Raw genomic sequence first — 21,719 nt, 5'->3', positions numbered from 1 at the left:
AGCTATGGATGTTGAACTGATTTTTAAAATAGCTGCAATCGGTATAATTGTAGCCGTGTTGTGTCAGGTGCTCATACGCAGCGGCAGAGAAGAACAGGCAATGCTTACGACGCTTGCGGGTCTTATAGTTGTGCTTACTCTGATTGTCACGCAGATAAGCGCCTTGTTTAACACGATAAAGCAGTTATTCGGCTTTTAGGAATAAAGTATGAATATTATTACTATAGCCGCTGTCGCAATTGTATCTGCAATTTCTGCCGTAGCAATAAAAAAGCATAACGGTGAAATCTCGCTTATGCTTTCAATTGCCTGCGGTGTAATATTGCTTACAGCCGTAATTTCGTTTGCGGCTACGATTTTGCAGACGGTAAATAAAATTGCGGCAGCATCTGATATGAATATTGAGTATATAAAAATATTGCTCAAGGTAATAGGAATATGCATTGTAACAGAGCTTGCTGTCAGTGTATGTAAGGAGTCGGGACAGCAGGCAATAGCAACAAATGTTACGCTTGCAGGTGAAATATTGATTATGGTAACATCACTTCCGCTTTATACGGAAATTTTAAATACAGTGGTGTCACTTGTAGAAAACTCCTGAAGGAGTGTTGATGTTGAAAAAAACAGCGGTGTTTTTAGTTGTGATTGCGGTTGTTTTTCTGTCGCAGATTACTGTATTTGCAGCCGATACAACAGCCAAAACCGGAAGTACAACAAATGATATTAACAGCATTTACGATACTTCTGCTTTATATGACAGCCTGTCTGACGATGTAAAGCAGAGCCTTGAAAATATAGGGATAAACGGCATAGACAGCAATGAGCTTTCGCAGATTTCGTTCGGAGAAGTTGTGAATGAAATTGTAAAACTTGCGGGCGAAAACAGCGCAGGGCCGTTAAAAGCGGTAATCTCACTTACCGCACTCTTGCTTATATGCTCGCTTTTATCTTCGTACAAAAATTCGCTTTCAAGTGAACTTTCCTCCTCACTTGGCATAGCAGCCGTACTGTGTGCTACCTGTACGGCTGCACTCCCCGTAATTGAAGTAATTTCAGATATGTCAACGGTAGTAAAAACGGCATCAAGTTTTATGCTTGCATTTGTGCCTGTAATGGTTATGATTATGTCGAGCACGGGACACGCCGTAAGCGGTGCGTCATATTACGCAATGATGATCGGCGCAGGAGAGGGAGTGGGACAACTAAGCTCAAAGGTAATAGTTCCTTTTCTTAATATGTTTCTCGGTGTATCAGTAACGGCAAGCGTATGCTCGGAATCAAAACTTACGGGTATAACTTCAATAATTTCAAAAGCCGTAAAATGGGTACTCGGGTTTGTTATGACTGTATTTACAGCTGTACTTTCTTTTAAGCAGATGATAACTACCTCGGTTGACGATGTTTCTACACGAGCCGTGCGATTTACTTTAAATTCATTTATTCCGATAGTAGGCTCAGCGCTTTCAGATGCATACAAAACCGTACAGGGCAGTGTAAACTTGCTTAAATCGGGACTTGGAATTTTTGTTATAGTATCTATTGCTTTTGTGTTTCTGCCTATAATACTTAACAGCCTTTTGTGGATATTTACTTTATCGGCAGGAAAGTTACTTGCGGAGATACTCGGCATAAATCAGGTAAAAGATTTGCTTGAGGGTGTCGGTACCGTGCTTTCAACCTTGCTTGCAATTGTATTGTGCATTATGTCGGTTTACATAATTTCAACTGCACTTGTGCTTTTGATGGGAGGCGGCGGAATATGAGCGGTATGATTTCTGCGGTTATAACAGTTTGTGCCGGTGCTCTTATTTGCAGTCTGCTGTCGGCATTTGTACCCGAGGGTACTACCAAAAAAACCGTTGCCCTTGTAATCGGTGCGTTTATGGTATGCTGTCTTATTTCGCCGATAACCTCGGCAATTTCTTCTATAGATTTTGATGCCGAACCTGTTGATTACAGCGAAGATCAAGTTTCCACTTCCGACGAAGCCTACGCAAATGTTGTGATTAAACAGGCACAACAAAATCTTGAACAAAGCCTTACCGACCTGCTTGCTCAAAACAACATAAAAATATCCGAATGTAAAATCGTACTTGCAAAATCGCAGTCAAACAGCATAATTATCGGTGACATCAGCATATATATGAGTAATGAATATAAAAGCCGGAAAGATAAAATCGGCTCAATTGTTTTTGAAAGCTTCGGAGCATATCCGAGAATAACTTTTATTTAAGGGTGCAAAGCTATGGAAGAAAAAACAAACGGAATAAAAAAGCTGTTTGAAAGTGACAAAGCAAGAAAAATTATAGTAATTATCGGTATTATCGGAATAGCACTTATTTTTATTTCTTCAATTTCGGGAATTAATACCGATAAAAAAACGGAAACCGAGGGCTTTTCGGTTACTACCTACAGCACGGAGATTGAAAGCGATTTGCAAAAAATCCTTTCAAGTATCAGCGGCTGCGGAGAAACAAAGGTGCTTCTTACCATAGAAAACTCGGTCGAATATGTATATCTTGAGGACAGTACCACCAAGACAAAGGAAATTCAGCCTGTTATCCGCGGTGTGCTTGTTGTGTGCGAGGGCGGAGATGATCCCGTCGTAACACAAACGGTCACACAAGCGGTAACAAGGGCACTGGATATTTCATCGGCAAAGGTATGTGTTACAAAATTAACAGAACGAAGGTAGAGGTATTATGAAAATTCAGAAGAAACATATTGTAATGACATCACTTGTACTTGCTCTGGCAACGGCGGTTTACATAAACTATCAGATTTCGCAGGCTCGTACAACTTCACCTGCAAAGGAGCTGGGGGCAGCGTCATATGTAAATGCAACAGTCGGGGAAACAGCAACCTCCGACGAGGCGGCAGCTGCAATGGCACTATCGAAGGAGCAGCAGGATTTCTTTGCATCCGAACGCACTAAAAGGCAGAACACGCAAGACAAGGTAATTGACGATGCGGAGGAGATACTCGATTCCGACTCGAGTTCAGACACGGAACTTACCGAGGCGCAAGAAAATGTAGAGCGAATCATCAGCTTTTTTACAACGCAGGATACCATAGAAACCATTGTGAAAGCGAAAGGCTTTTCCGATTGCCTTTGCTGTATAACCGATATGGGTGTAACCGTTATAGTTCCGAAAAACGAGCTTAACGAAAACACCGTTTTGTCAATATACGATGCCGTAACAACGCACTATGAAATTGCAAGTGACGCAATATCTGTTGTAGGTGCGTGAATATAGTTTACAATCAAAATTTTATGTGATATAATTATCCTGATAATTTATTGTAAAGTTGGGATAATATGTCTGAAGAGATAAATGTAACTTCTCAGGAAGTAGAAGTAACAGAAGAAAATGAAAACGAAGCAGTACAGATTAAACTTACACGCTCCGAACAGCGTGAGCAGGTATTTATGCTTTTATTTTCAAAGTCATTTACAAACACATCTGTCGACAATATGGTGCAGGACAGCTCGGAACTCTTTATGGGCGGAGTAAGCGCACTTGCACAGGCAGAAGTTGAGGGTATTGTATCGGCTAAAGAAGAACTTGACGAGATTATTTCACGCTATCTAAAAAAAGGATGGACTCTTTCAAGAATTTCAAAGCCGTCGCTTGCAATCCTTGAACTTGCAGTGTATGAAATCAAGTATCTTGACAATGTTCCCGCAAGCGTAGCAATCAACGAGGCGGTAGAACTTGCAAAGAAGTACACTATTGACGAGAGCGGATTTGTCAACGGAATATTAGGCTCATTTGTAAGAGATAACGGAGAAAACTAATGAGCCTTTTCCTTGGTATAGATACCTCTAACTACACAACTTCGGTTGCGGTGTATAACAGCGAAAACGGCGAAATGCTGCAGCGAAAGCAGCTTTTGCCCGTAAAACAGGGACAGCTTGGCTTAAGACAGAGCGATGCGGTTTTTCATCACACACAACAGCTTCATACTCTTGTTGAGGACATTGCAAAGGAAGTTGACTTGTCGGGTGTGTCTGCATTAGGCGTATCAACACGCCCCCGTCCGGTTGACGGCTCATATATGCCGTGCTTTACGGTTGGAGAAAACACAGCAAGAATTATATCGGCAGTAATAAAAAAGCCTCTCCTGACATTTTCACATCAGGAGGGGCATATTGCCGCAGCACTGTTTTCAGCCGCAAGAGAAGATTTGCTTGAAAAAGAATTTTTAGCATTTCATATAAGCGGAGGCACAACGGAGGCGGTGCTCGCAAAGGGCAGTACAAGCTCGTTTGCCGTTAAAGAGGCTGCAAAAACACTTGACTTAAATGCCGGACAGGCAGTTGACAGAGTGGGGCTTATGCTCGGTTTAAAATTTCCGTGCGGTCCGCAGCTTGAACAGCTTGCGCTTAATAATACAGAAAAATTCAAAGTTCGTCCTACTCTCAAGGGCGCCGATTGCTGTTTGAGCGGACTTGAAAATCAGTGTAAAAAAATGCTTGATAACGGCGAAAGCAAAGAAAAAATCGCTGCTTTTTGCCTTGCTTTTATTCAGGCTACGCTTGAAAAAATGACTGAAAAATTGCTCGAGCAATACGGCAATTTGCCTGTGATTTTTGCGGGCGGAGTAATGTCAAATTCCATTATAAGAAATGCTCTGACCGAGAAATTCGGCGCTACATTTGCAAAACCCGAATATTCCGCCGATAACGCAGCGGGTATTGCGTATTTGGCATATATGAAATATACGGAAATCTAAGACGATTATAAGTGTAAAAATATTAAAATACTTCATCAGCGGGAGGTAAAGAGATGTATTCACCGCAGATTCAAAAGCCGAGAGTGCTTTCTGTTTCACAAATAAATTTTTATATAAAGTCAATTATCGAGAATGACGGCAGTTTGCAGTTTGTGCTTGTAACAGGTGAAATCTCTAATCTCACCGTGCACCAACGCAGCGGTCATATTTACCTTTCGCTTAAAGACAGCAATTCAGTTATAAGTGCCGTTATGTTTGCAGGCAACGCAAGACGACTTAAGTTCCGCCTTGAAAACGGAATGAAAGTAATTTGTCGTGGCAGAATTTCTGTATATGAGCCGAGCGGCAGGTATCAGCTTTATATTGAGGATATGCAGCCAGACGGTGTGGGTGCGCTTACGCTTGCTTTTGAACAGCTTAAAAAGAGCCTTGCTCAAAAAGGACTGTTTGACAATGCGCATAAAAAGCCACTGCCGAAATTTCCTAAAACAATCGGCGTCATAACTTCTCCCACGGGTGCGGCGGTTCAGGATATAACGAATATTATCAGACGAAGATTTCCGAGTGCGGATATAGTGCTCGCACCTGTGCTTGTTCAGGGAGAAAGTGCGCCCGAGCAGCTTGTGCGTGCCGTAAATAAATTCAGTGCAAGCAAGATTGCCGATGTGGTTATCATAGGCAGAGGCGGCGGTTCTGCCGAAGACTTATGGGCGTTTAATGACGAACAACTTGCGTATGCGGTCTATAATTGCGAAACTCCCATAATTTCGGGTGTGGGACACGAAACAGATTTTACTGTCTGTGACTTTGTCGCCGATGTTCGTGCCTCTACTCCGTCTGCTGCGGCAGAACTTGCCGTACCCGACAGGCAGGAGCTTATGTCTTACTATTTTAAGCAAAAGCAATATATATCCGCTATGCTTGACAGAAAGATAAAAACGGCGCAGTTAAGACTTGAAAATCAGCAGAGAAGAATGTCTGCATCATCGCCGAAGCTCAAAGCGGAACAGCTTGAAAAACAGCTTTCGGCAAAGAGCGAAAAGCTGACACGGTTTATGAATATTTATATTTCCGATAAAGAAAATAAACTTATTGCCGCAAAGGGCAAACTTGACGGTTTGAATCCGCTTAATGTATTGAATCGTGGTTATGCAATAGCCGAAAAGGACGAAAAAATCATTACCTCATCAAAACAGCTTAAAAACGGCGACGATTTCACTGTTATTTTGAGTGACGGTAAAATAAACGCAAAGGTATGTGGTGAATAACTATGGCTTTTACACATCTTCATAATCATACCGAATACAGCTTGCTTGACGGAGCAAGCAGAATAAACAAACTTGTGGAATCGGCAAAGGAAAAGGGACAAACCGCTCTTGCCATTACCGACCACGGTGTAATGTACGGCGTCATTGACTTTTACCGAGCCTGTAAAAAGCAGGGGATAAAGCCTGTTATCGGCTGTGAAGTTTATGTTGCGCCGCACTCTCGTTTTGACAAAACTTCGGCGTATGAAAAGTATTATCATATGGTGCTGCTTTGCGAAAATAACGAGGGCTATCAAAATTTAATTAAACTTGTTTCAAAAGGCTTTACCGAGGGCTTTTATTCAAAGCCGAGAATTGACGATGAGCTTTTGAAAGAATATCACAAGGGCCTAATCTGCCTTTCTGCCTGTCTTGCCGGTGAAATTCCGCAGAATCTGCTTGACGGAAACTATGACGGAGCAAAGCAGAAGGCTCTTTTTTATCAATCGCTTTTCGGTAAGGATAACTTTTTTATAGAACTTCAGGACCACGGCATAGAGGAGCAAAAACGAATTAATCCGCAGCTTATTCGCATTGCCGAAGAAATCGGCGCCGAACTTGTGGTTACAAACGACAGCCATTATATAGATAAAAAGGACAGCTTTACGCACAGTATTTTGCTTTGTATCCAGACCAATAAGACGGTAAATGATGTGGACAGAATGGAGTTTAAAACGAGCGAGTTTTACCTTAAAACAGAGGAAGAAATGCGCTCACTCTTTCCGAATCTGCCGCAGGCATATGATAATACACAGAAAATTGCCGACCGCTGTAATGTTGAGTTTGAGTTCGGCGTGCGTAAACTGCCACGATTTGATGTGCCGAATAACGAAGATCATTACGAGTATTTTCGCCGAAAATGCTATGAGGGTCTTTACAGACATTACGGAGAAAATCCCGATAAGTCTTTGATTGACCGACTTGAATACGAACTTGCAACTGTTTCAAAAATGGGTTTTGTCGATTATTACCTTATCGTAAATGATTTTGTACAGTATGCAAAGAGTGAAAAAATCCCTGTCGGACCCGGCAGAGGTTCGGGTGCAGGTTCGCTTTGCGCCTATTGCATAGGAATTACAGCGATAGATCCGATCAAGTATAATCTTCTTTTTGAAAGATTTTTAAACCCTGAGCGTGTAAGTATGCCCGACTTTGATGTCGATTTCTGTACCGAGCGCCGAGGAGAAGTAATTGACTATGTAGTGCGTAAATACGGCACGGACAGAGTTGCGCAGATTATATCATTCGGTACTATGGCGGCAAGAGGCGCTATAAGAGATGTCGGCAGAGTGCTTGCAATTCCGTATGCCACGGTTGACTCGGTTGCCAAACTTGTACCTATGGAATTAAAGGTTACTATAGATTCCGCACTCAAGGCAAGTCCCGAATTAAGACATCGCTATGAAGAGGACGAACAGACAAAGCAATTGCTTGATATTGCAAAGAGCATTGAGGGAATGCCAAGACACGCTACAATGCACGCCGCAGGTGTAGTAATTACCGACCGTCCCGTATCTGATTATGTTCCGCTTTCAAAAAATGATGACAATGTGGTAACACAGTTTACCATGACCACACTTGAGGAGCTCGGTTTGCTCAAAATGGACTTTCTCGGACTTCGCAATCTTACGGTAATTGACTATGCGGATAAACAGATACGAAAAAATCATCCCGAGTACAATCCCGATAATATAAACGATAAAGACGAAAAAGTTTTTGCTATGATTTCTCAAGGCAATACGGAGGGTGTGTTTCAGTTTGAAAGCCAGGGTATGAAAAATGTTCTTATGCGACTAAAGCCCGATTCGATCGAGGATTTAATCGCCGTGGTTTCGCTTTATCGACCCGGACCTATGGACAGTATTCCCCGTTACATCGACTGCCGCCACAATCCATCGCACATTACCTATAAGCACCCGTTATTAAAGCCTATACTTGAGGTTACCTACGGCTGTATTGTCTATCAGGAACAGGTAATGCAGATTTTAAGAGTGCTTGCAGGTTTCAGTCTTGGCAGAGCGGATATTGTTCGCCGTGCCATGAGTAAAAAGAAAGCCGCAGAAATGGCAAAGCAAAGAGAGATTTTTCTTCACGGCATTACAGATGAAAACGGCAAAGTAATTGTTGACGGTTGTATTCGCAGAGGTATTGACGAGAAAATTGCCAATTCAATTTATGACGAAATCGAAAGTTTTGCTTCTTATGCTTTCAATAAGTCACACGCAGCGGCATATTCTATGATTTCATACAAAACCGCATATTTAAAATGTCATTATCCGCAGGAGTATATGGCGGCATTGCTCACAAGTGTGCTTGATAACCAAAACAAACTTGCAGCATATATAGGCGAATGTCAGCGGCTCGGAATAAAAGTTTTGCCTCCGAGTGTAAACGAAAGCGATCTCGGCTTTACTGTCAGCGGTAACAATATACGCTACGGATTGCTTGCAATCAAAAATCTCGGCAGAGCTTTTATTGATCAGATAATTAAAGAGCGCAGATTAAAGCCTTATACAAGCCTTTACGATTTTTGTAAAAGACTTTGCGGCAAAAATATGAACAGCCGTGCTATAGAAAGTCTTATAAAGTGCGGTGCGCTTGACGGACTTGGCGCTAACCGCAGACAACTGCTTGCAATAAGCAAAACCGTGCTTGACGATGTTGAATATGAGGCTAAAAAGAATCAAGGCGGACAGCTTTCGTTTTTTGATATGGGTGACGACAGTACAAAGGCTACATCAGAACCCCAACTGCCTGATTTGAAAGAATTTTCGACTGATGAGCTTTTGAGAATGGAAAAGGAAATAGCAGGCATATACCTAAGCGGTCACCCTGCCGATAATTACAGCCTTTATTCCGAGCGAATGAAAGCCGACAGAATAGGCGAAATTATAAATGACGAAACAGGACGCTATCCCGATGGCAAGAAAGTGCTGATTGTAGGTATTATTTCCAAAGTGAAAACTCAACTTACCAAAAGCAACAAACTTATGGCTTTTATAAATGTAGAAGATAAGTACGGCATAATGGAAGCGGTTGTTTTTCCGAATGTGTATGAAAAAAGCACTATTCTTTTAAATGAAAACATACCCGTTATTATAAAAGGCACATTGAATTTTAAAGAAAACGAAGAACCGAAAATAATTTGCGACAGCATTGCAAAAGCCTTTAATAATGAGGAATGTAAAAATATGTCTGCCGCAAATTACGAACAAAACAGGGGAGTGGCAGAACATAAAAGCGCATATCAAAAGCCTTATGTACCGCAGGCACTTTATTTGAGAATTGATGACCTTAATACGGATATGTACCGTCGAGCAAAGAGAGTTACGGATATTTTCGACGGCAGAACACCGATTATTTTTTATCTTACCGATTCAAAACGCAAGGTAAAAGCCCCTGCAAATATGTGGGTGAGTCTTAATGATGTTATGATAAAAGAGCTTAAACATCAGCTTGGTGATGAAAATGTAGCGGTAAAATAAACAAATTCTTTATAAAATCACTATCGAAAACATATAAATTCACCTTTTAGCTATTGCAAAATTCGTTTAATAGGTATATAATACTATATATGATATTCACTTTAACGCATAAAAACTTTAAAGCATATGTTTGTTTAAGTACTAAAGTAAAAACGGGAGGACGAATTTTTATGAAAATGACAAAAAGAATTTTGGCAACCGCAACAGCAGCGCTTACAGTAACAGCTGCACTCGCAGGCTGTACAGGCGGTACTTCATCAACAACTTCAACAGCTGCTCCTTCACAGGCAGATGCAAACAAAGTATATAATATCGGTATTTGCCAGCTTGTTCAGCATGAGGCTCTTGACGCCGCAACTAAGGGCTTTAAAGACACTCTTACTGAAAAACTCGGCGCAGACAAGGTTAAGTTTGACGAGCAGAACGCACAGGGCGATTCGGCTACTTGCGCTACAATCTGTAACCAGTTTGTTTCTTCAAATTATGACCTTATTCTCGGTAATGGTACTGCGGCTCTTCAGGCTGCATACACGGCAACACCGTCTATTCCTATTCTCGGTACTTCGATTACAGACTACGGCACAGCTCTTGATATGGCAGAGTGGACAGGCGTTTCGGGTATGAATGTATCCGGTACAACAGACCTTGCTCCGCTTGACAAGCAGGCTGATATGCTCAAGGAACTTTTCCCTGACGCTAAAACAATCGGTATTCTCTATTGCTCGGCAGAGGCTAACTCAAAATATCAGAGCGATACAATCACACCTTTCTTTGAGAGTGCAGGCTACACTGTAAAGACATATTCATTTGCAGATTCAAACGATGTTGCGGCTGTAGCAAAGACAGCTTGTGACGAAAACGATGTTCTTTACATTCCTACAGATAACACAGCGGCTTCAAATACAGGTATTATCGACAATACGGCTACAGCTGCAAAAACTCCTATCATCGCAGGTGAAGAGGGTATTTGTAAAGGCTGCGGTGTTGCAACACTTTCTATCAGCTACTATGAACTTGGTCAGAAAACAGGCGAGATGGCTTATGATATTCTTGTAAACGGTGCCGATATAACTTCTTTAAAAGTTGAGTCAGCTCCTAATGTTACCAAGAAATATGTAAAGAGCCGTTGCGATGCTTACGGAATTACAATTCCTGACGATTACGAGGCTATTGAGGAGTAATAATCCTTAATTTATAAATTAAAAAACGGTGGGGTGCCGTGAAAGCGACACCCCAATCTTTTATGTATTGGTGGTTTTTATGGAATTTTTAGCAGAATACTTCGGTTCTCTTAATCCTGCAAACTTTCTTGCGGCTTTGCCGGGTAATATTGCGCAGGGTATTATCTGGGGACTTATGGGTCTTGGTGTTTTTATTACCTACAAACTTTTGAATTTTGCCGACCTTAGCGTTGACGGTTCTTTTGCAACAGGCGGTGCGGTTACCGCTGTTATGCTTATTAACGGCTGTTCTGTATGGGTAGCGCTTATAGTTGCTATTCTTGCGGGCATTGCGGCAGGTCTTATAACGGGACTTTTACATACTTTGCTCGGTATTCCCGATATTCTTGCAGGTATTCTTACGCAGATTGCGCTTTATTCAATCAACTTGAACATTATGGGAAGGTCAAATCTTCCTATCAGCTACAGAAACTATGCGCTTGTAATTTCCGCAAGCGATATTAATTTATCAATTATCATCGCCCTCGGAATTGCGGCTATTGTTATTGCGGCTATGTATTGGTATTTCGGAACAGAACAGGGCTCTACAATCCGTTCAACAGGTTCAAACCCTGCTATGAGTAAGGCACAGGGCATTAATATCAATGTCGCAAAAGTAATTGCACTTGCGCTTTCAAACGGTCTTGTTGCTCTTGCAGGCTCACTTTTTGCACAGTACCAGGGTTTTGCCGACATCAATATGGGCAGAGGTGCTATCGTAATCGGTCTTGCCGCAGTTATTATCGGTGAAGTCCTCGGCGAGGCTATCTTCCGTAAGCGTATGAACTTTGTTGTAAAAATGCTCTTCGTTATTGTGGGCGGTATTCTTTATTATATTGCAATGGGTATTGTTCTTTGGCTCAAGATGCCGACAGACGATACAAAGCTCTTCACAGCAATTATAGTTGCAATCTTCCTTGCAGTACCTTATTTACAAAAGAAGAGTAAAACCTCCTTTAAAAAGGTAGCTAAAATGAATTTAAAGGCTAACAAGGCAAACGGAGGCAGTGAAAATGCTTGATATTATTAATATTCACAAAACCTTTAATAAAGGCACAATAAATGAGAAGGTCGCACTTGACGGTGTGACACTTCACTTAAACGAAGGCGATTTCTGTACAATAATCGGCGGCAACGGTGCTGGTAAGTCAACTACACTTAATGCCGTCGCCGGTGTATGGCCTGTTGACAGCGGTCAGATTCTTATTGACGGCGTAGATGTAACGGGACTTCCCGAGCATAAAAGGGCAAAGTATCTCGGCAGAGTTTTCCAAGACCCTATGACAGGTACTGTTGCCGATATGGAAATTTTGGAAAACCTTGCTCTTGCGGCAAGAAGAGGCAAGAAAAGAGGTCTTAGCTGGGGCGTTAAGAAATCCGAAAAAGAAGAATACAGAGCACTTTTAAAGCAGTTTGAACTCGGTCTTGAGGACAGAATGACATCAAAGGTAGGTCTTCTTTCGGGCGGACAGCGTCAGGCAATCACCCTTTTAATGGCTACAATCAAGAAGCCTAAACTTTTGCTTCTTGACGAGCATACAGCGGCGCTTGACCCTAAGACTGCGGCAAAGGTGCTTGAACTGAGCGATAAGATTATTGCCGAAAATAACCTTACAGCCCTTATGGTTACACATAATATGCACGATGCGATTGTGCACGGTAACCGCCTTATTATGATGGGCAACGGAAAGGTTATACTTGATATTTCAGGTGAAGAAAAGAAAAAACTCACCGTTGACGACCTCTTGCAGAAGTTTGAAAAGGCGAGCGGTTCTAAACTTGAAAATGACAGAATGCTTTTGAGCAAAGGCGAAGAATAAGATTTTGCTTTTGTCAAATTTGATTAAATTTTTATTTCACAGCAACGGGGCTGTTTCATCTTCACAAATGAAACAGCCTTTTTGTAAATACTTTATAATTTTCATCATTTTTTAATTTTTATGTAACTATTTTGCGATACAAGAATTGTAATTGTCGAAATTAATAAAAAAATATATTATAATTCCTTTATGTAAATTAGAATACTCCGAAATCTTGTAAAATATGATGTTGAAGATAAGTGACTGAGGTGATAAGGTTATGAAAAAAGCTTTAATTATTTCTCACTCTGTGCAAAGTGCCGAGGCTCTTTCACAGCTGCTTAAAATTGAGTATTTTACGCAGATTTCTATTGCTGATAATTCTAAAACAGCAAAAAAACTTGTTGAGAACGATGAGTTTGACCTTATCTGTATTAATGCACCTCTTGCAGAGGAAAGCGGTATTGAGCTTTCCATGCATTTTGCGAGAGTAACCCGTTCAAGCGTGGTTATTATTGTTCCTCAAAAAAACGCAGACGATGTAAACGATGCTTTGACCGAGCACGGTGTGCTTGTAATAGCCAAACCTATTAATAAGCATTTGTTTCATCACTATTTGCAGTTTACGGAATGTTTCAGAATGAGAATGTTGACCGTAAACGAGGAAAATGAAAAGCTCCGCCATATTGTGGAGGATATGAAGATAATAAACAGAGCCAAGCTTCTGCTTATTACCTGCCTTAATATGACAGAACAGGAAGCACATCGCTACCTTGAAAAACAGGCGATGGATATGAGAATGAGCAAAATGCAGATTGCAATGCAGGTTATTAAAACTTACGAAAACTAATTATGCAAAATTTCTGAAAGGAATGTGTATTTATGAGCCGTAAAGCATATTTGATACTTGAAAACGGAACTGTTTTTGAGGGCAAATCATTTGGTGCAGAAAAAGAAACTATGGGAGAATTGGTTTTTACTACAGCTATGACCGGTTATCTTGAAACACTCACCGACCCTTCTTATTACGGTCAGGTGGTTATTCAGACTTTCCCTTTAATCGGTAACTATGGTGTAATTCCCTCTGATTTCGAGAGCAAAGTGCCCTCACTTAGAGGTTATATTGTAAGAGAATGGTGCCAAGCTCCCTCTAACTTCCGTTGCGAGGGCGATCTTGACACCTTTTTAAAAGAGTCGGATATTCCGGGCATCTACGGACTCGACACCAGAGCGCTTACAAGAATTGTTCGTGAGTATGGTGTGCTTAACTGCAAAATCGCTTATTCGGGCGAAGTTACCGAAGAAGAGCTTGCAGAGATTAAGGCTTATAAAATCGAACAGGCTGTAGAGAGCACAACAATCAGCGAAAAAGAAGAATTCAAAGCTGAAAACGGCGACCTCAATGTTGTTCTTATGGATTTCGGTGCAAAGCACAACATAGGCAGAGAGCTTGTTAAGCGTGGTTGCAATGTTACAGTAGTACCTGCTCATACAACAGCAGAGCAGATTAAAGCTATGAATCCTGACGGCATTATGCTTTCAAACGGTCCGGGAGATCCATCGGACAACACTGCAATTATTGCCGAGCTTAAAAAGCTTTGCGAATATAAAATTCCTACATTCGGTATCTGCTTAGGACATCAGCTTTTGGCACTTAGCCAGGGCGCTAAGACAGAAAAACTTAAATACGGCCACAGAGGAGCTAACCAACCTGCAAAAGAGGTTGAAACAGGCAGAGTTTACATTACTTCACAGAACCACGGCTATGCTGTTGTAAGCGACAGTATGCCTGAAAATGCTGTAGAGAGTTTTGTAAACGGCAATGATGATACTTGTGAGGGTGTTAAGTATACAAATATGCCTGCCTTCTCTGTTCAGTTCCACCCGGAGGCTTGCGGCGGTCCGCACGACACAGCGTTTTTGTTTGACCGTTTCATTGATTTGATGAAAAACAACAAATAAAACTATCCATAATTTATATACGAATTTGATTTTTAAATAAGGATAAGGAATGATTTTATGCCACTTAAAAGCAACATTAAAAGAGTTATGGTAATCGGTTCGGGTCCGATTGTAATCGGTCAGGCTGCTGAATTTGACTACGCAGGCACACAGGCTTGCCGTGCGCTTAAGGAAGAGGGACTTGAGGTTATTCTCGTAAACTCTAACCCTGCTACCATTATGACAGATAATGCAATGGCTGATAAAATTTATATCGAGCCGCTTACACTTGAAACAGTTAAAAGAATTATTAAAAAAGAGCGTCCCGACAGCCTTCTTTCCACACTCGGCGGTCAGACAGGTCTTACACTTTCTATGCAGCTTGCAAAGGAAGGTTTCCTCGATAAATACGGAGTTCAGCTCCTCGGCGCTAATCCTGAAACAATTGACAAGGCAGAGGACAGACAGATGTTCAAGGACACAATGCTTGAAATCGGACAGCCTGTTATTCCGTCACTCGTTGTAAACGATGTTGAGTCTGCCGTAAAATTTGCAGATGAAATCGGCTACCCTGTAATTATTCGTCCTGCATTTACACTCGGCGGTACAGGCGGTGGTATCGTAAATGATGAGGAAGAATTAAGAGAGATTACTTCAAACGGTCTTGAGCTTTCACCGATTACACAGGTTCTTGTAGAGAAATGTATTTCGGGTTGGAAAGAAATAGAGTTTGAGGTAATGCGTGACAGCGACGGCAATGTTATTACTGTCTGCTCAATGGAGAACTTTGACCCTGTCGGCGTACATACAGGCGACAGTATCGTTATTGCTCCTACCGTTACTCTTGCAGATAAAGAGTATCAGATGCTCAGAAGTGCGGCGCTTGATATTATCTCTGCCTTAAAGGTAGAGGGTGGCTGTAACTGCCAGTTCGCACTTAATCCGGAAACATTTGAGTATGCCGTAATCGAGGTAAACCCAAGAGTTTCCCGTTCATCTGCTCTTGCGTCAAAGGCAACAGGTTATCCTATTGCAAAGGTAGCGGCTAAGATTGCTATCGGCTACACACTTAATGAAATCAAGAATGCCGTAACGGGTACAACATACGCTTGCTTTGAGCCTGCTCTTGACTATGTTGTAGTTAAATTCCCAAAATGGCCGTTCGATAAATTTGTATATGCAAACCGCACACTCGGTACTCAGATGAAAGCAACAGGCGAGGTTATGGCTATTGCTCCTACATTTGAGCAGGCTATTATGAAGGCTGTAAGAGGTGCAGAGATTTCTCACGATACACTCGATGATAAGGAATTTGCTCAACTTTCAAATGCGTCTGTTTACGACAGATTAAGCGTTTGCGATGATAAGAGAATTTTCTGCGTATATGAGGCACTCAAGAGAGGCATTACTGTAGAGCAGATTCACGAAGTTACACTTATTGACGAGTGGTTCTTGGAGAAACTCAAGAATATCATTGCTGTTGAGAATGAGCTTAAAAACAGCGAGCTTACAGATGACCTCTACTACAGAGCAAAGAAAATGGGATTTCTCAACAGAACTATTGAGGCTATTACAGGTAAGAAATGCGAAAAGAACCTTTTGCCTGTATATAAAATGGTTGATACCTGCGCCGCTGAATTTGAGGCACAGACACCTTACTTCTACTCAACCTTTGATAAGGAAAACGAGGCAGAAGAGTTTATTAAAAATAATAAATCAGATAAAAAGACAGTAATCGTATTTGGTTCAGGCCCTATCAGAATCGGTCAGGGTATCGAATTTGACTATGCGTCGGTTCACTGCGTATGGGCACTTAAAAAGGCAGGCTATGATGTTGTTATCGTAAACAACAACCCTGAAACCGTATCTACCGACTTCGACACTGCCGACAGACTTTACTTTGAGCCGCTTACAACAGAAGATGTTATGGGTATCATCAATACAGAAAAGCCATACGGTGTTGTAGTAGCATTCGGCGGTCAGACAGCTATCAAACTTACAAAGCATATGAGCGACTGCGGTGTTAATATTCTCGGTACTTCATATGATGCTATTGATATGGCAGAGGACAGAGAGCGTTTTGACGAACTCCTTGAGAAATACCACATTAAGCGTCCGAGAGGCGTAACGGTTATGACAACCGATGAGGCTCTTGAGGTTGCCGAGACAATCGGCTATCCTGTACTTCTCCGTCCGTCTTATGTACTTGGCGGTCAGAATATGATTATCGCATTTAACGAGGCTGATGTTAAGGAGTATATGGCTATTATTCTTGCACAGAATATAGAGAACCCAATCCTTATTGATAAATACTTACAGGGTACAGAACTTGAAGTTGACGCTATATGTGACGGTGAGGATATTCTCATTCCGGGTATTATGGAGCATATTGAGAGAGCCGGTATCCATTCCGGTGACTCAATCGCTGTATATCCTGCTTGGAATATTTCTGACAAGATGACACAGACAATCATTGAAAGTTCTAAGAACCTTGCTATTGAGTTACAGACAAAGGGTCTTGTAAATATTCAGTACCTTATCTATAATGATGAGCTTTATGTAATTGAGGTAAATCCCCGTTCATCAAGAACAATTCCTTATATCAGTAAGGTTACAGGCGTACCTATGGTTGACCTCGCTACAAGAGCAATGCTCGGCGAAAAGCTCAAGGATATGGGTTACGGCACAGGTCTTTACAGAAAGAGCCCTTACATTGCAGTAAAAGTTCCGGTATTCAGCTTTGAAAAACTTATCAATGTTGATAACCACCTCGGACCTGAAATGAAGTCAACAGGTGAAGTTCTCGGTGTTGCAGGCACTCTTGAAGAGGCTCTTTATAAGGGACTTATCGGTGCAGGTTACAAGATGAAGAAAAACGGCGGTGTATTTATTACTGTTCGTAATTCCGATAAGGCAGAAATCGGCGAAATTGCCAAGAAGTATTATGACCTCGGCTTTAAGATTTATGCTACAGAGGGTACAGCAGCCGTACTTAAGAAATACGGTATTGACGCTGTTGCCGTAAAGAAGATTCACGAGTGCAAGACAGACAACACACTCACACTTATTGAGTCGGGTAAGATTCAGTATGTAATTTCAACTTCCGCAAAGGGCAGAATTCCGTCAAGAGATTCTGTTAAAATCCGCAGAAAGACAGTTGAGAGAAACATTCCTTGTCTTACAGCTCTTGATACCGCAAACGCACTTGCGGATTGCCTTAAGAGCCATTATTCACAGCACAGTACAGAGCTTATAGATATTAACCATATGAGGGATGAAAAAGAAATGCTTAAATTTACAAAGATGCAGGGCATCGGTAATGACTATATTTATTTCAGCACTTTTGATCAGGAAATCAACAATCCGGAGGCTCTCTCTGTAAGACTTTCAGACAGACACTTCGGTATCGGCGGCGATGGTATTATTCTTGTTTGCCCATCTAAGGTTGCTGACGCTAAGATGAAGATGTACAACCTTGACGGTTCAGAGGGTAAGATGTGCGGTAACGGTATCCGTTGCGTGGGTAAGTTCCTCTATGACCACGGTATGGTTGATTACAAGGAGAAGGACGAAATCACAATTGAAACCCTTTCAGGTATCAAGAGCCTTAAGGCTTACACAACCAACGGTGAGGTAACAAGCCTTAGAGTAGATATGGGCAAGGCAATTCTTGATCCAAAGGAAATCCCTGTTGCTATGAATAAGGACAAGATTGTAAACGAGCCTGTTACAATCGGCGACAAGGAATACAACATTACCTGCGTATCTATGGGTAATCCACACTGCGTTGTATTTATGGATGACATTGACAATCTTGACATTGAAAAGATTGGTCCTATGTTTGAAAACGATAAACTCTTCCCGGAGAGAGTTAATACAGAATTTGTTACAGTTCTTGACGACCATACAATCAAGATGAGAGTATGGGAGAGAGGTTCTGGCGAAACATGGGCTTGCGGTACAGGCGCTTGTGCGGTAGCTGTTGCGGCTTGTGAAAACGGCTTCTGCAAAAAGGGCGAAGATATTAAAATCAAGCTCAAGGGCGGTGACCTTGTCATCAATTACACAGACGAAACCGTATATATGACAGGTAACGCCGAAAAAGTATTTGAAGGAGAGATTGAGGTATAATTTATGGCTAATCATACTGAAAAAAAAGCTAAAAAATATATATTTGTAACAGGCGGCGTAGTATCCGGTCTTGGTAAGGGTATTACAGCAGCTTCTCTCGGCAGACTCCTTAAGGCAAGAGGCCTTAAGGTAGTCGCTCAAAAACTTGATCCGTACATCAATGTTGACCCGGGTACAATGAGCCCGTATCAGCACGGCGAGGTTTATGTAACTGAGGACGGCGCAGAAACCGACCTCGACCTCGGTCACTATGAGCGTTTTATTGACGAAGACCTCAACAAGTATTCAAATCTTACAACAGGTAAGGTTTATTCAAATGTACTTGAAAAAGAGCGTCACGGCGATTACCTCGGCAAAACAGTACAGGTAATCCCACACATTACAAATGAAATTAAGTCTTTTATTTACAATGTAGGTGAAAAGACTGACGCCGATATTGTAATTACAGAAATCGGCGGTACAGTAGGCGATATTGAAAGCCAGCCTTTCCTTGAGTCAATCCGTCAGGTTTCGCTTGAAGTCGGCAGAGAAAACAGTATTTTCATTCATGTTACACTTGTTCCGTACATTAAGGGCAGTGAAGAGCATAAATCAAAGCCGACACAGCATTCGGTTAAGGAACTCCGTTCACTCGGTATCAACCCTGATATTATTGTTCTTCGTTGTGACGAACCGCTTGAAGAGAGTATCTTTAAGAAAATTGCTTTGTTCTGTAATGTAAAGCCTGACTGTGTAATTGAGAACATTACACTTCCGACTCTTTATCAGGCACCGCTTATGCTTGAAGAGAGCAACTTCTCAAATGTAGTTTGCCGTGAACTTAACATAGCTACAGACAAAACACCTGACCTTACAGAGTGGAAAGAAATGCTGGAAAGAATCAATAACCGTTCAAAGAAATGCAAAATTGCTCTTTGCGGTAAATATGTTGCACTTCACGACGCATACCTTTCAGTAGCCGAGGCACTTCGTCACGCAGGTTACGAAAATTCCGCTGATGTTGAAATCAAGTGGGTTGACTGTGAGCTTATCACAAAGTATTCGGCAGATGACCTTTTAGGCGATGTTGACGGTATTCTTGTTCCGGGCGGCTTTGGCAACAGAGGTGTTGAAGGTAAGGTAATGGCTGCCAAATATGCTCGTGAGCACGATATTCCGTACCTCGGTATCTGCCTTGGTATGCAGACAGCAGTAATTGAATTTGCTAAGCATGTACTCGGATATGAGGATGCAAACAGCGGTGAGTTTGCTCCGGAGGGCAAGCACAATGTAATCGACCTTATGCCCGAACAGCTCGGTATTGAAGATATGGGCGGAACAATGCGCCTCGGTGCTTATCCTTGCGTTATCAAGAAAGGCTCAATTATGGAAAGAGCTTACGGTAAGCCTGAAGTACAGGAGCGCCACCGTCATCGTTATGAATTTAATAATGATTACAGAGAAGAAATTGAAAAGGCAGGTATGATTATTACAGGTACATCACCTAACGGTATGCTTGTTGAGGCAGTTGAAATTCCTGCCAATAAGTTCTACATCGGTGTTCAGTATCACCCTGAATTTAAGTCCCGTCCTAACAGAGCACATCCGCTTTTCAGAGAGTTTATTAAGGCTTCGCTTGATAAGTGATTTCGGAATTTTCTTGGTTTTGGCAATTATTTGTCACTAACCTTTTGCCCATATATCAGAAAAGGATTGATAATAATGCAGATTAACAGAAATTTTGACAACCTCGTGCCAAACTATCTTTTTGCAGAGGTTGCATCAAGAACAAATAAGTATATGCAGGAACACCCTGACAAGAAGGTAATTAAGCTCGGTATCGGCGATGTAACACTTCCGCTTGCTCCTGTTGTAATTGAGGCTATGAAGAAAGGTGCGGAAGACCTTGCACATAAGGATACTTTCAAGGGCTATCCTGATTATGAGGGCTATGCATTCCTCAGAGAGGCTATTTCTAACTATTATGCAGGTTTTGGCGTAACAGTAGATGCAAACGAAATCTTTGTGTCCGATGGCGCAAAGTCAGACTGCGGCAACATCGGTGACATTTTCGGCAAGGATAATGTTGTTCTCGTTACCGACCCTGTTTACCCTGTATATGTTGACTCAAACATTATGGCTGGCAGAAAGATTGTTTATGCTAACTCAAACCGTGAGAATAACTTTGCGGCTCTCCCTGATGAGAATGTAAAGGCTGACATCATCTATCTCTGTTCACCTAATAACCCAACAGGTTCAGCCTATACAGCTGACGAGTTAAAGCAGTGGGTTGACTATGCAATCAAGAATGATGCTATCATTCTCTATGATGCAGCATATGAGGCATTTATTACAGAGGATCTCCCTCGTTCAATTTTCGCAATTGAGGGTGCAAGAAAGTGCGCAATTGAGATGTGCTCACTTTCAAAGACTGCAGGCTTTACAGGTACAAGATGCGGCTACACAATCATTCCGAGAGAGCTTGAGCGTGACGGTCACAACATCTACAATACTTGGTATCGCCGTCAGGCAACTAAGTTTAACGGCGTTTCTTGGCCTGTACAGTGTGCAGCTGCCGCTGTATTCAGTGAAGAGGGTCAGAAGCAGATTAAGGAGAATATTTCTTACTACCAGGATAATGCAAAAATTATCTCATCAGCTATGGATGAACTCGGCATTTATTATACAGGCGGTAAGAACTCACCGTATATTTGGCTCAAGTGTCCTAATGATATGGGCAGCTGGGAATTCTTTGACCTCCTTCTTAACGAGGCTAATGTAGTAGGTACTCCGGGTGAGGGCTTTGGTAAGAACGGCGCAGGTTACTTCCGTCTTACTTCATTCGGTGACAGAGAAAACACAATTGAGGCAGTTGAAAGAATTAAGAAGTTGCTTTCTAAGTAATTTTATTTCTGCCAAAGTATAGTGATTATTTGAATTTTAAAGGTGCTGTAAAAAAACAGCCCAAATAAAAAATGACTGCATTCTAACCGAAAGGTAGGAATGCAGTCATTTTTCTGTAATGGAATATCTTTGAGTTTGACTTGTCCTTTTTCATAAATATATACACTGCCTCTGTAATAAGGGCATCGGATTGACTGCGTTGACCTTACGCTCTCC

The 21,719-nt window shown here is 41.7% G+C and carries 18 protein-coding genes; all 18 read left to right on the top strand.

All coding sequences use genetic code 11. The features are described from left to right. The first annotated feature begins 4 nt into the window (after window positions 1-4). The 18 genes from spoIIIAC (at window position 5) to AAAY30_RS00845 (ending at window position 21,503) form a co-directional block, all read left to right on the top strand. Window positions 5-199 (top strand): stage III sporulation protein AC, encoded by a 195-nt coding sequence (gene spoIIIAC / locus AAAY30_RS00930; RefSeq protein WP_022235504.1) that lies wholly within the window; start codon window positions 5-7, stop codon window positions 197-199. Window positions 200-208: 9 nt separating this feature from the next. Beyond that, complete coding sequence (locus tag AAAY30_RS00925; RefSeq protein WP_252559874.1) at window positions 209-601, top strand: stage III sporulation AC/AD family protein; 393 nt, start codon at window positions 209-211, stop codon at window positions 599-601. Between the two features lie 13 nt (window positions 602-614). After that, entirely contained in the window at window positions 615-1,763 is a 1,149-nt protein-coding gene (locus AAAY30_RS00920; RefSeq protein WP_302751422.1) for a stage III sporulation protein AE, read from the top strand. Next, on the top strand, window positions 1,760-2,233 hold the full coding sequence (locus AAAY30_RS00915; RefSeq protein ID WP_022235507.1) for a stage III sporulation protein AF: 474 nt from the start codon (window positions 1,760-1,762) through the stop codon (window positions 2,231-2,233). Before AAAY30_RS00920 ends, AAAY30_RS00915 begins: the two co-directional genes overlap by 4 nt. Window positions 2,234-2,245: 12 nt before the next feature. Further along, window positions 2,246-2,695 carry a SpoIIIAG-related protein gene (locus AAAY30_RS00910; RefSeq protein WP_022235508.1) on the top strand — a complete coding sequence of 150 codons (450 nt, stop codon included), beginning with the start codon at window positions 2,246-2,248 and terminating at the stop codon, window positions 2,693-2,695. Window positions 2,696-2,702: 7 nt separating this feature from the next. After that, window positions 2,703-3,251 carry a SpoIIIAH-like family protein gene (locus AAAY30_RS00905; RefSeq protein ID WP_301954149.1) on the top strand — a complete coding sequence of 183 codons (549 nt, stop codon included), beginning with the start codon at window positions 2,703-2,705 and terminating at the stop codon, window positions 3,249-3,251. A gap of 68 nt (window positions 3,252-3,319) precedes the next feature. Next, a complete protein-coding gene (gene nusB / locus AAAY30_RS00900) occupies window positions 3,320-3,799 on the top strand; it encodes a transcription antitermination factor NusB (RefSeq protein ID WP_412249888.1) in 480 nt (159 codons plus the stop codon). Beyond that, window positions 3,799-4,737, top strand: a complete 939-nt coding sequence (locus tag AAAY30_RS00895) for a Kae1-like domain-containing protein (protein WP_499215661.1) — start codon at window positions 3,799-3,801, stop codon at window positions 4,735-4,737. Before nusB ends, AAAY30_RS00895 begins: the two co-directional genes overlap by 1 nt. A 53-nt stretch (window positions 4,738-4,790) precedes the next feature. Further along, window positions 4,791-6,005, top strand: a complete 1,215-nt coding sequence (xseA, locus tag AAAY30_RS00890; protein WP_302703575.1) for an exodeoxyribonuclease VII large subunit — start codon at window positions 4,791-4,793, stop codon at window positions 6,003-6,005. 2 nt (window positions 6,006-6,007) lie between these two features. Further along, on the top strand, window positions 6,008-9,529 hold the full coding sequence (locus AAAY30_RS00885) for a DNA polymerase III subunit alpha (RefSeq protein ID WP_337781493.1): 3,522 nt from the start codon (window positions 6,008-6,010) through the stop codon (window positions 9,527-9,529). Between the two features lie 170 nt (window positions 9,530-9,699). Then, complete coding sequence (locus tag AAAY30_RS00880) at window positions 9,700-10,710, top strand: ABC transporter substrate-binding protein (RefSeq protein ID WP_249376067.1); 1,011 nt, start codon at window positions 9,700-9,702, stop codon at window positions 10,708-10,710. 79 nt (window positions 10,711-10,789) lie between these two features. Continuing rightward, window positions 10,790-11,770: an ABC transporter permease gene (locus AAAY30_RS00875; protein ID WP_195410035.1), complete on the top strand. Its 981-nt coding sequence runs from the start codon at window positions 10,790-10,792 to the stop codon at window positions 11,768-11,770. Next, window positions 11,763-12,569: an ABC transporter ATP-binding protein gene (locus tag AAAY30_RS00870; RefSeq protein ID WP_337781492.1), complete on the top strand. Its 807-nt coding sequence runs from the start codon at window positions 11,763-11,765 to the stop codon at window positions 12,567-12,569. Before AAAY30_RS00875 ends, AAAY30_RS00870 begins: the two co-directional genes overlap by 8 nt. Window positions 12,570-12,828: 259 nt before the next feature. Further along, window positions 12,829-13,398, top strand: a complete 570-nt coding sequence (locus AAAY30_RS00865; RefSeq protein ID WP_195410034.1) for an ANTAR domain-containing response regulator — start codon at window positions 12,829-12,831, stop codon at window positions 13,396-13,398. Between the two features lie 32 nt (window positions 13,399-13,430). Beyond that, complete coding sequence (locus AAAY30_RS00860; RefSeq protein WP_295056592.1) at window positions 13,431-14,510, top strand: carbamoyl phosphate synthase small subunit; 1,080 nt, start codon at window positions 13,431-13,433, stop codon at window positions 14,508-14,510. Between the two features lie 57 nt (window positions 14,511-14,567). Further along, entirely contained in the window at window positions 14,568-18,620 is a 4,053-nt protein-coding gene (gene carB / locus AAAY30_RS00855; RefSeq protein ID WP_337781491.1) for a carbamoyl-phosphate synthase large subunit, read from the top strand. A gap of 3 nt (window positions 18,621-18,623) precedes the next feature. Further along, entirely contained in the window at window positions 18,624-20,246 is a 1,623-nt protein-coding gene (gene pyrG, locus AAAY30_RS00850) for a CTP synthase (protein WP_022235519.1), read from the top strand. 75 nt (window positions 20,247-20,321) lie between these two features. Beyond that, window positions 20,322-21,503 carry an LL-diaminopimelate aminotransferase gene (locus AAAY30_RS00845; protein ID WP_252559864.1) on the top strand — a complete coding sequence of 394 codons (1,182 nt, stop codon included), beginning with the start codon at window positions 20,322-20,324 and terminating at the stop codon, window positions 21,501-21,503. The last annotated feature ends 216 nt before the right edge of the window (window positions 21,504-21,719 follow it).

Origin of the sequence: Ruminococcoides bili, from assembly GCF_040093295.1 — a bacterium.
In the GTDB taxonomy this organism is placed as follows: Bacteria; Bacillota; Clostridia; order Oscillospirales; family Acutalibacteraceae; genus Ruminococcoides; species Ruminococcoides intestinale_A.
Note: the sequence above shows the minus strand (reverse complement) of the source record. Positions and strands in the feature narration are given on the sequence as shown.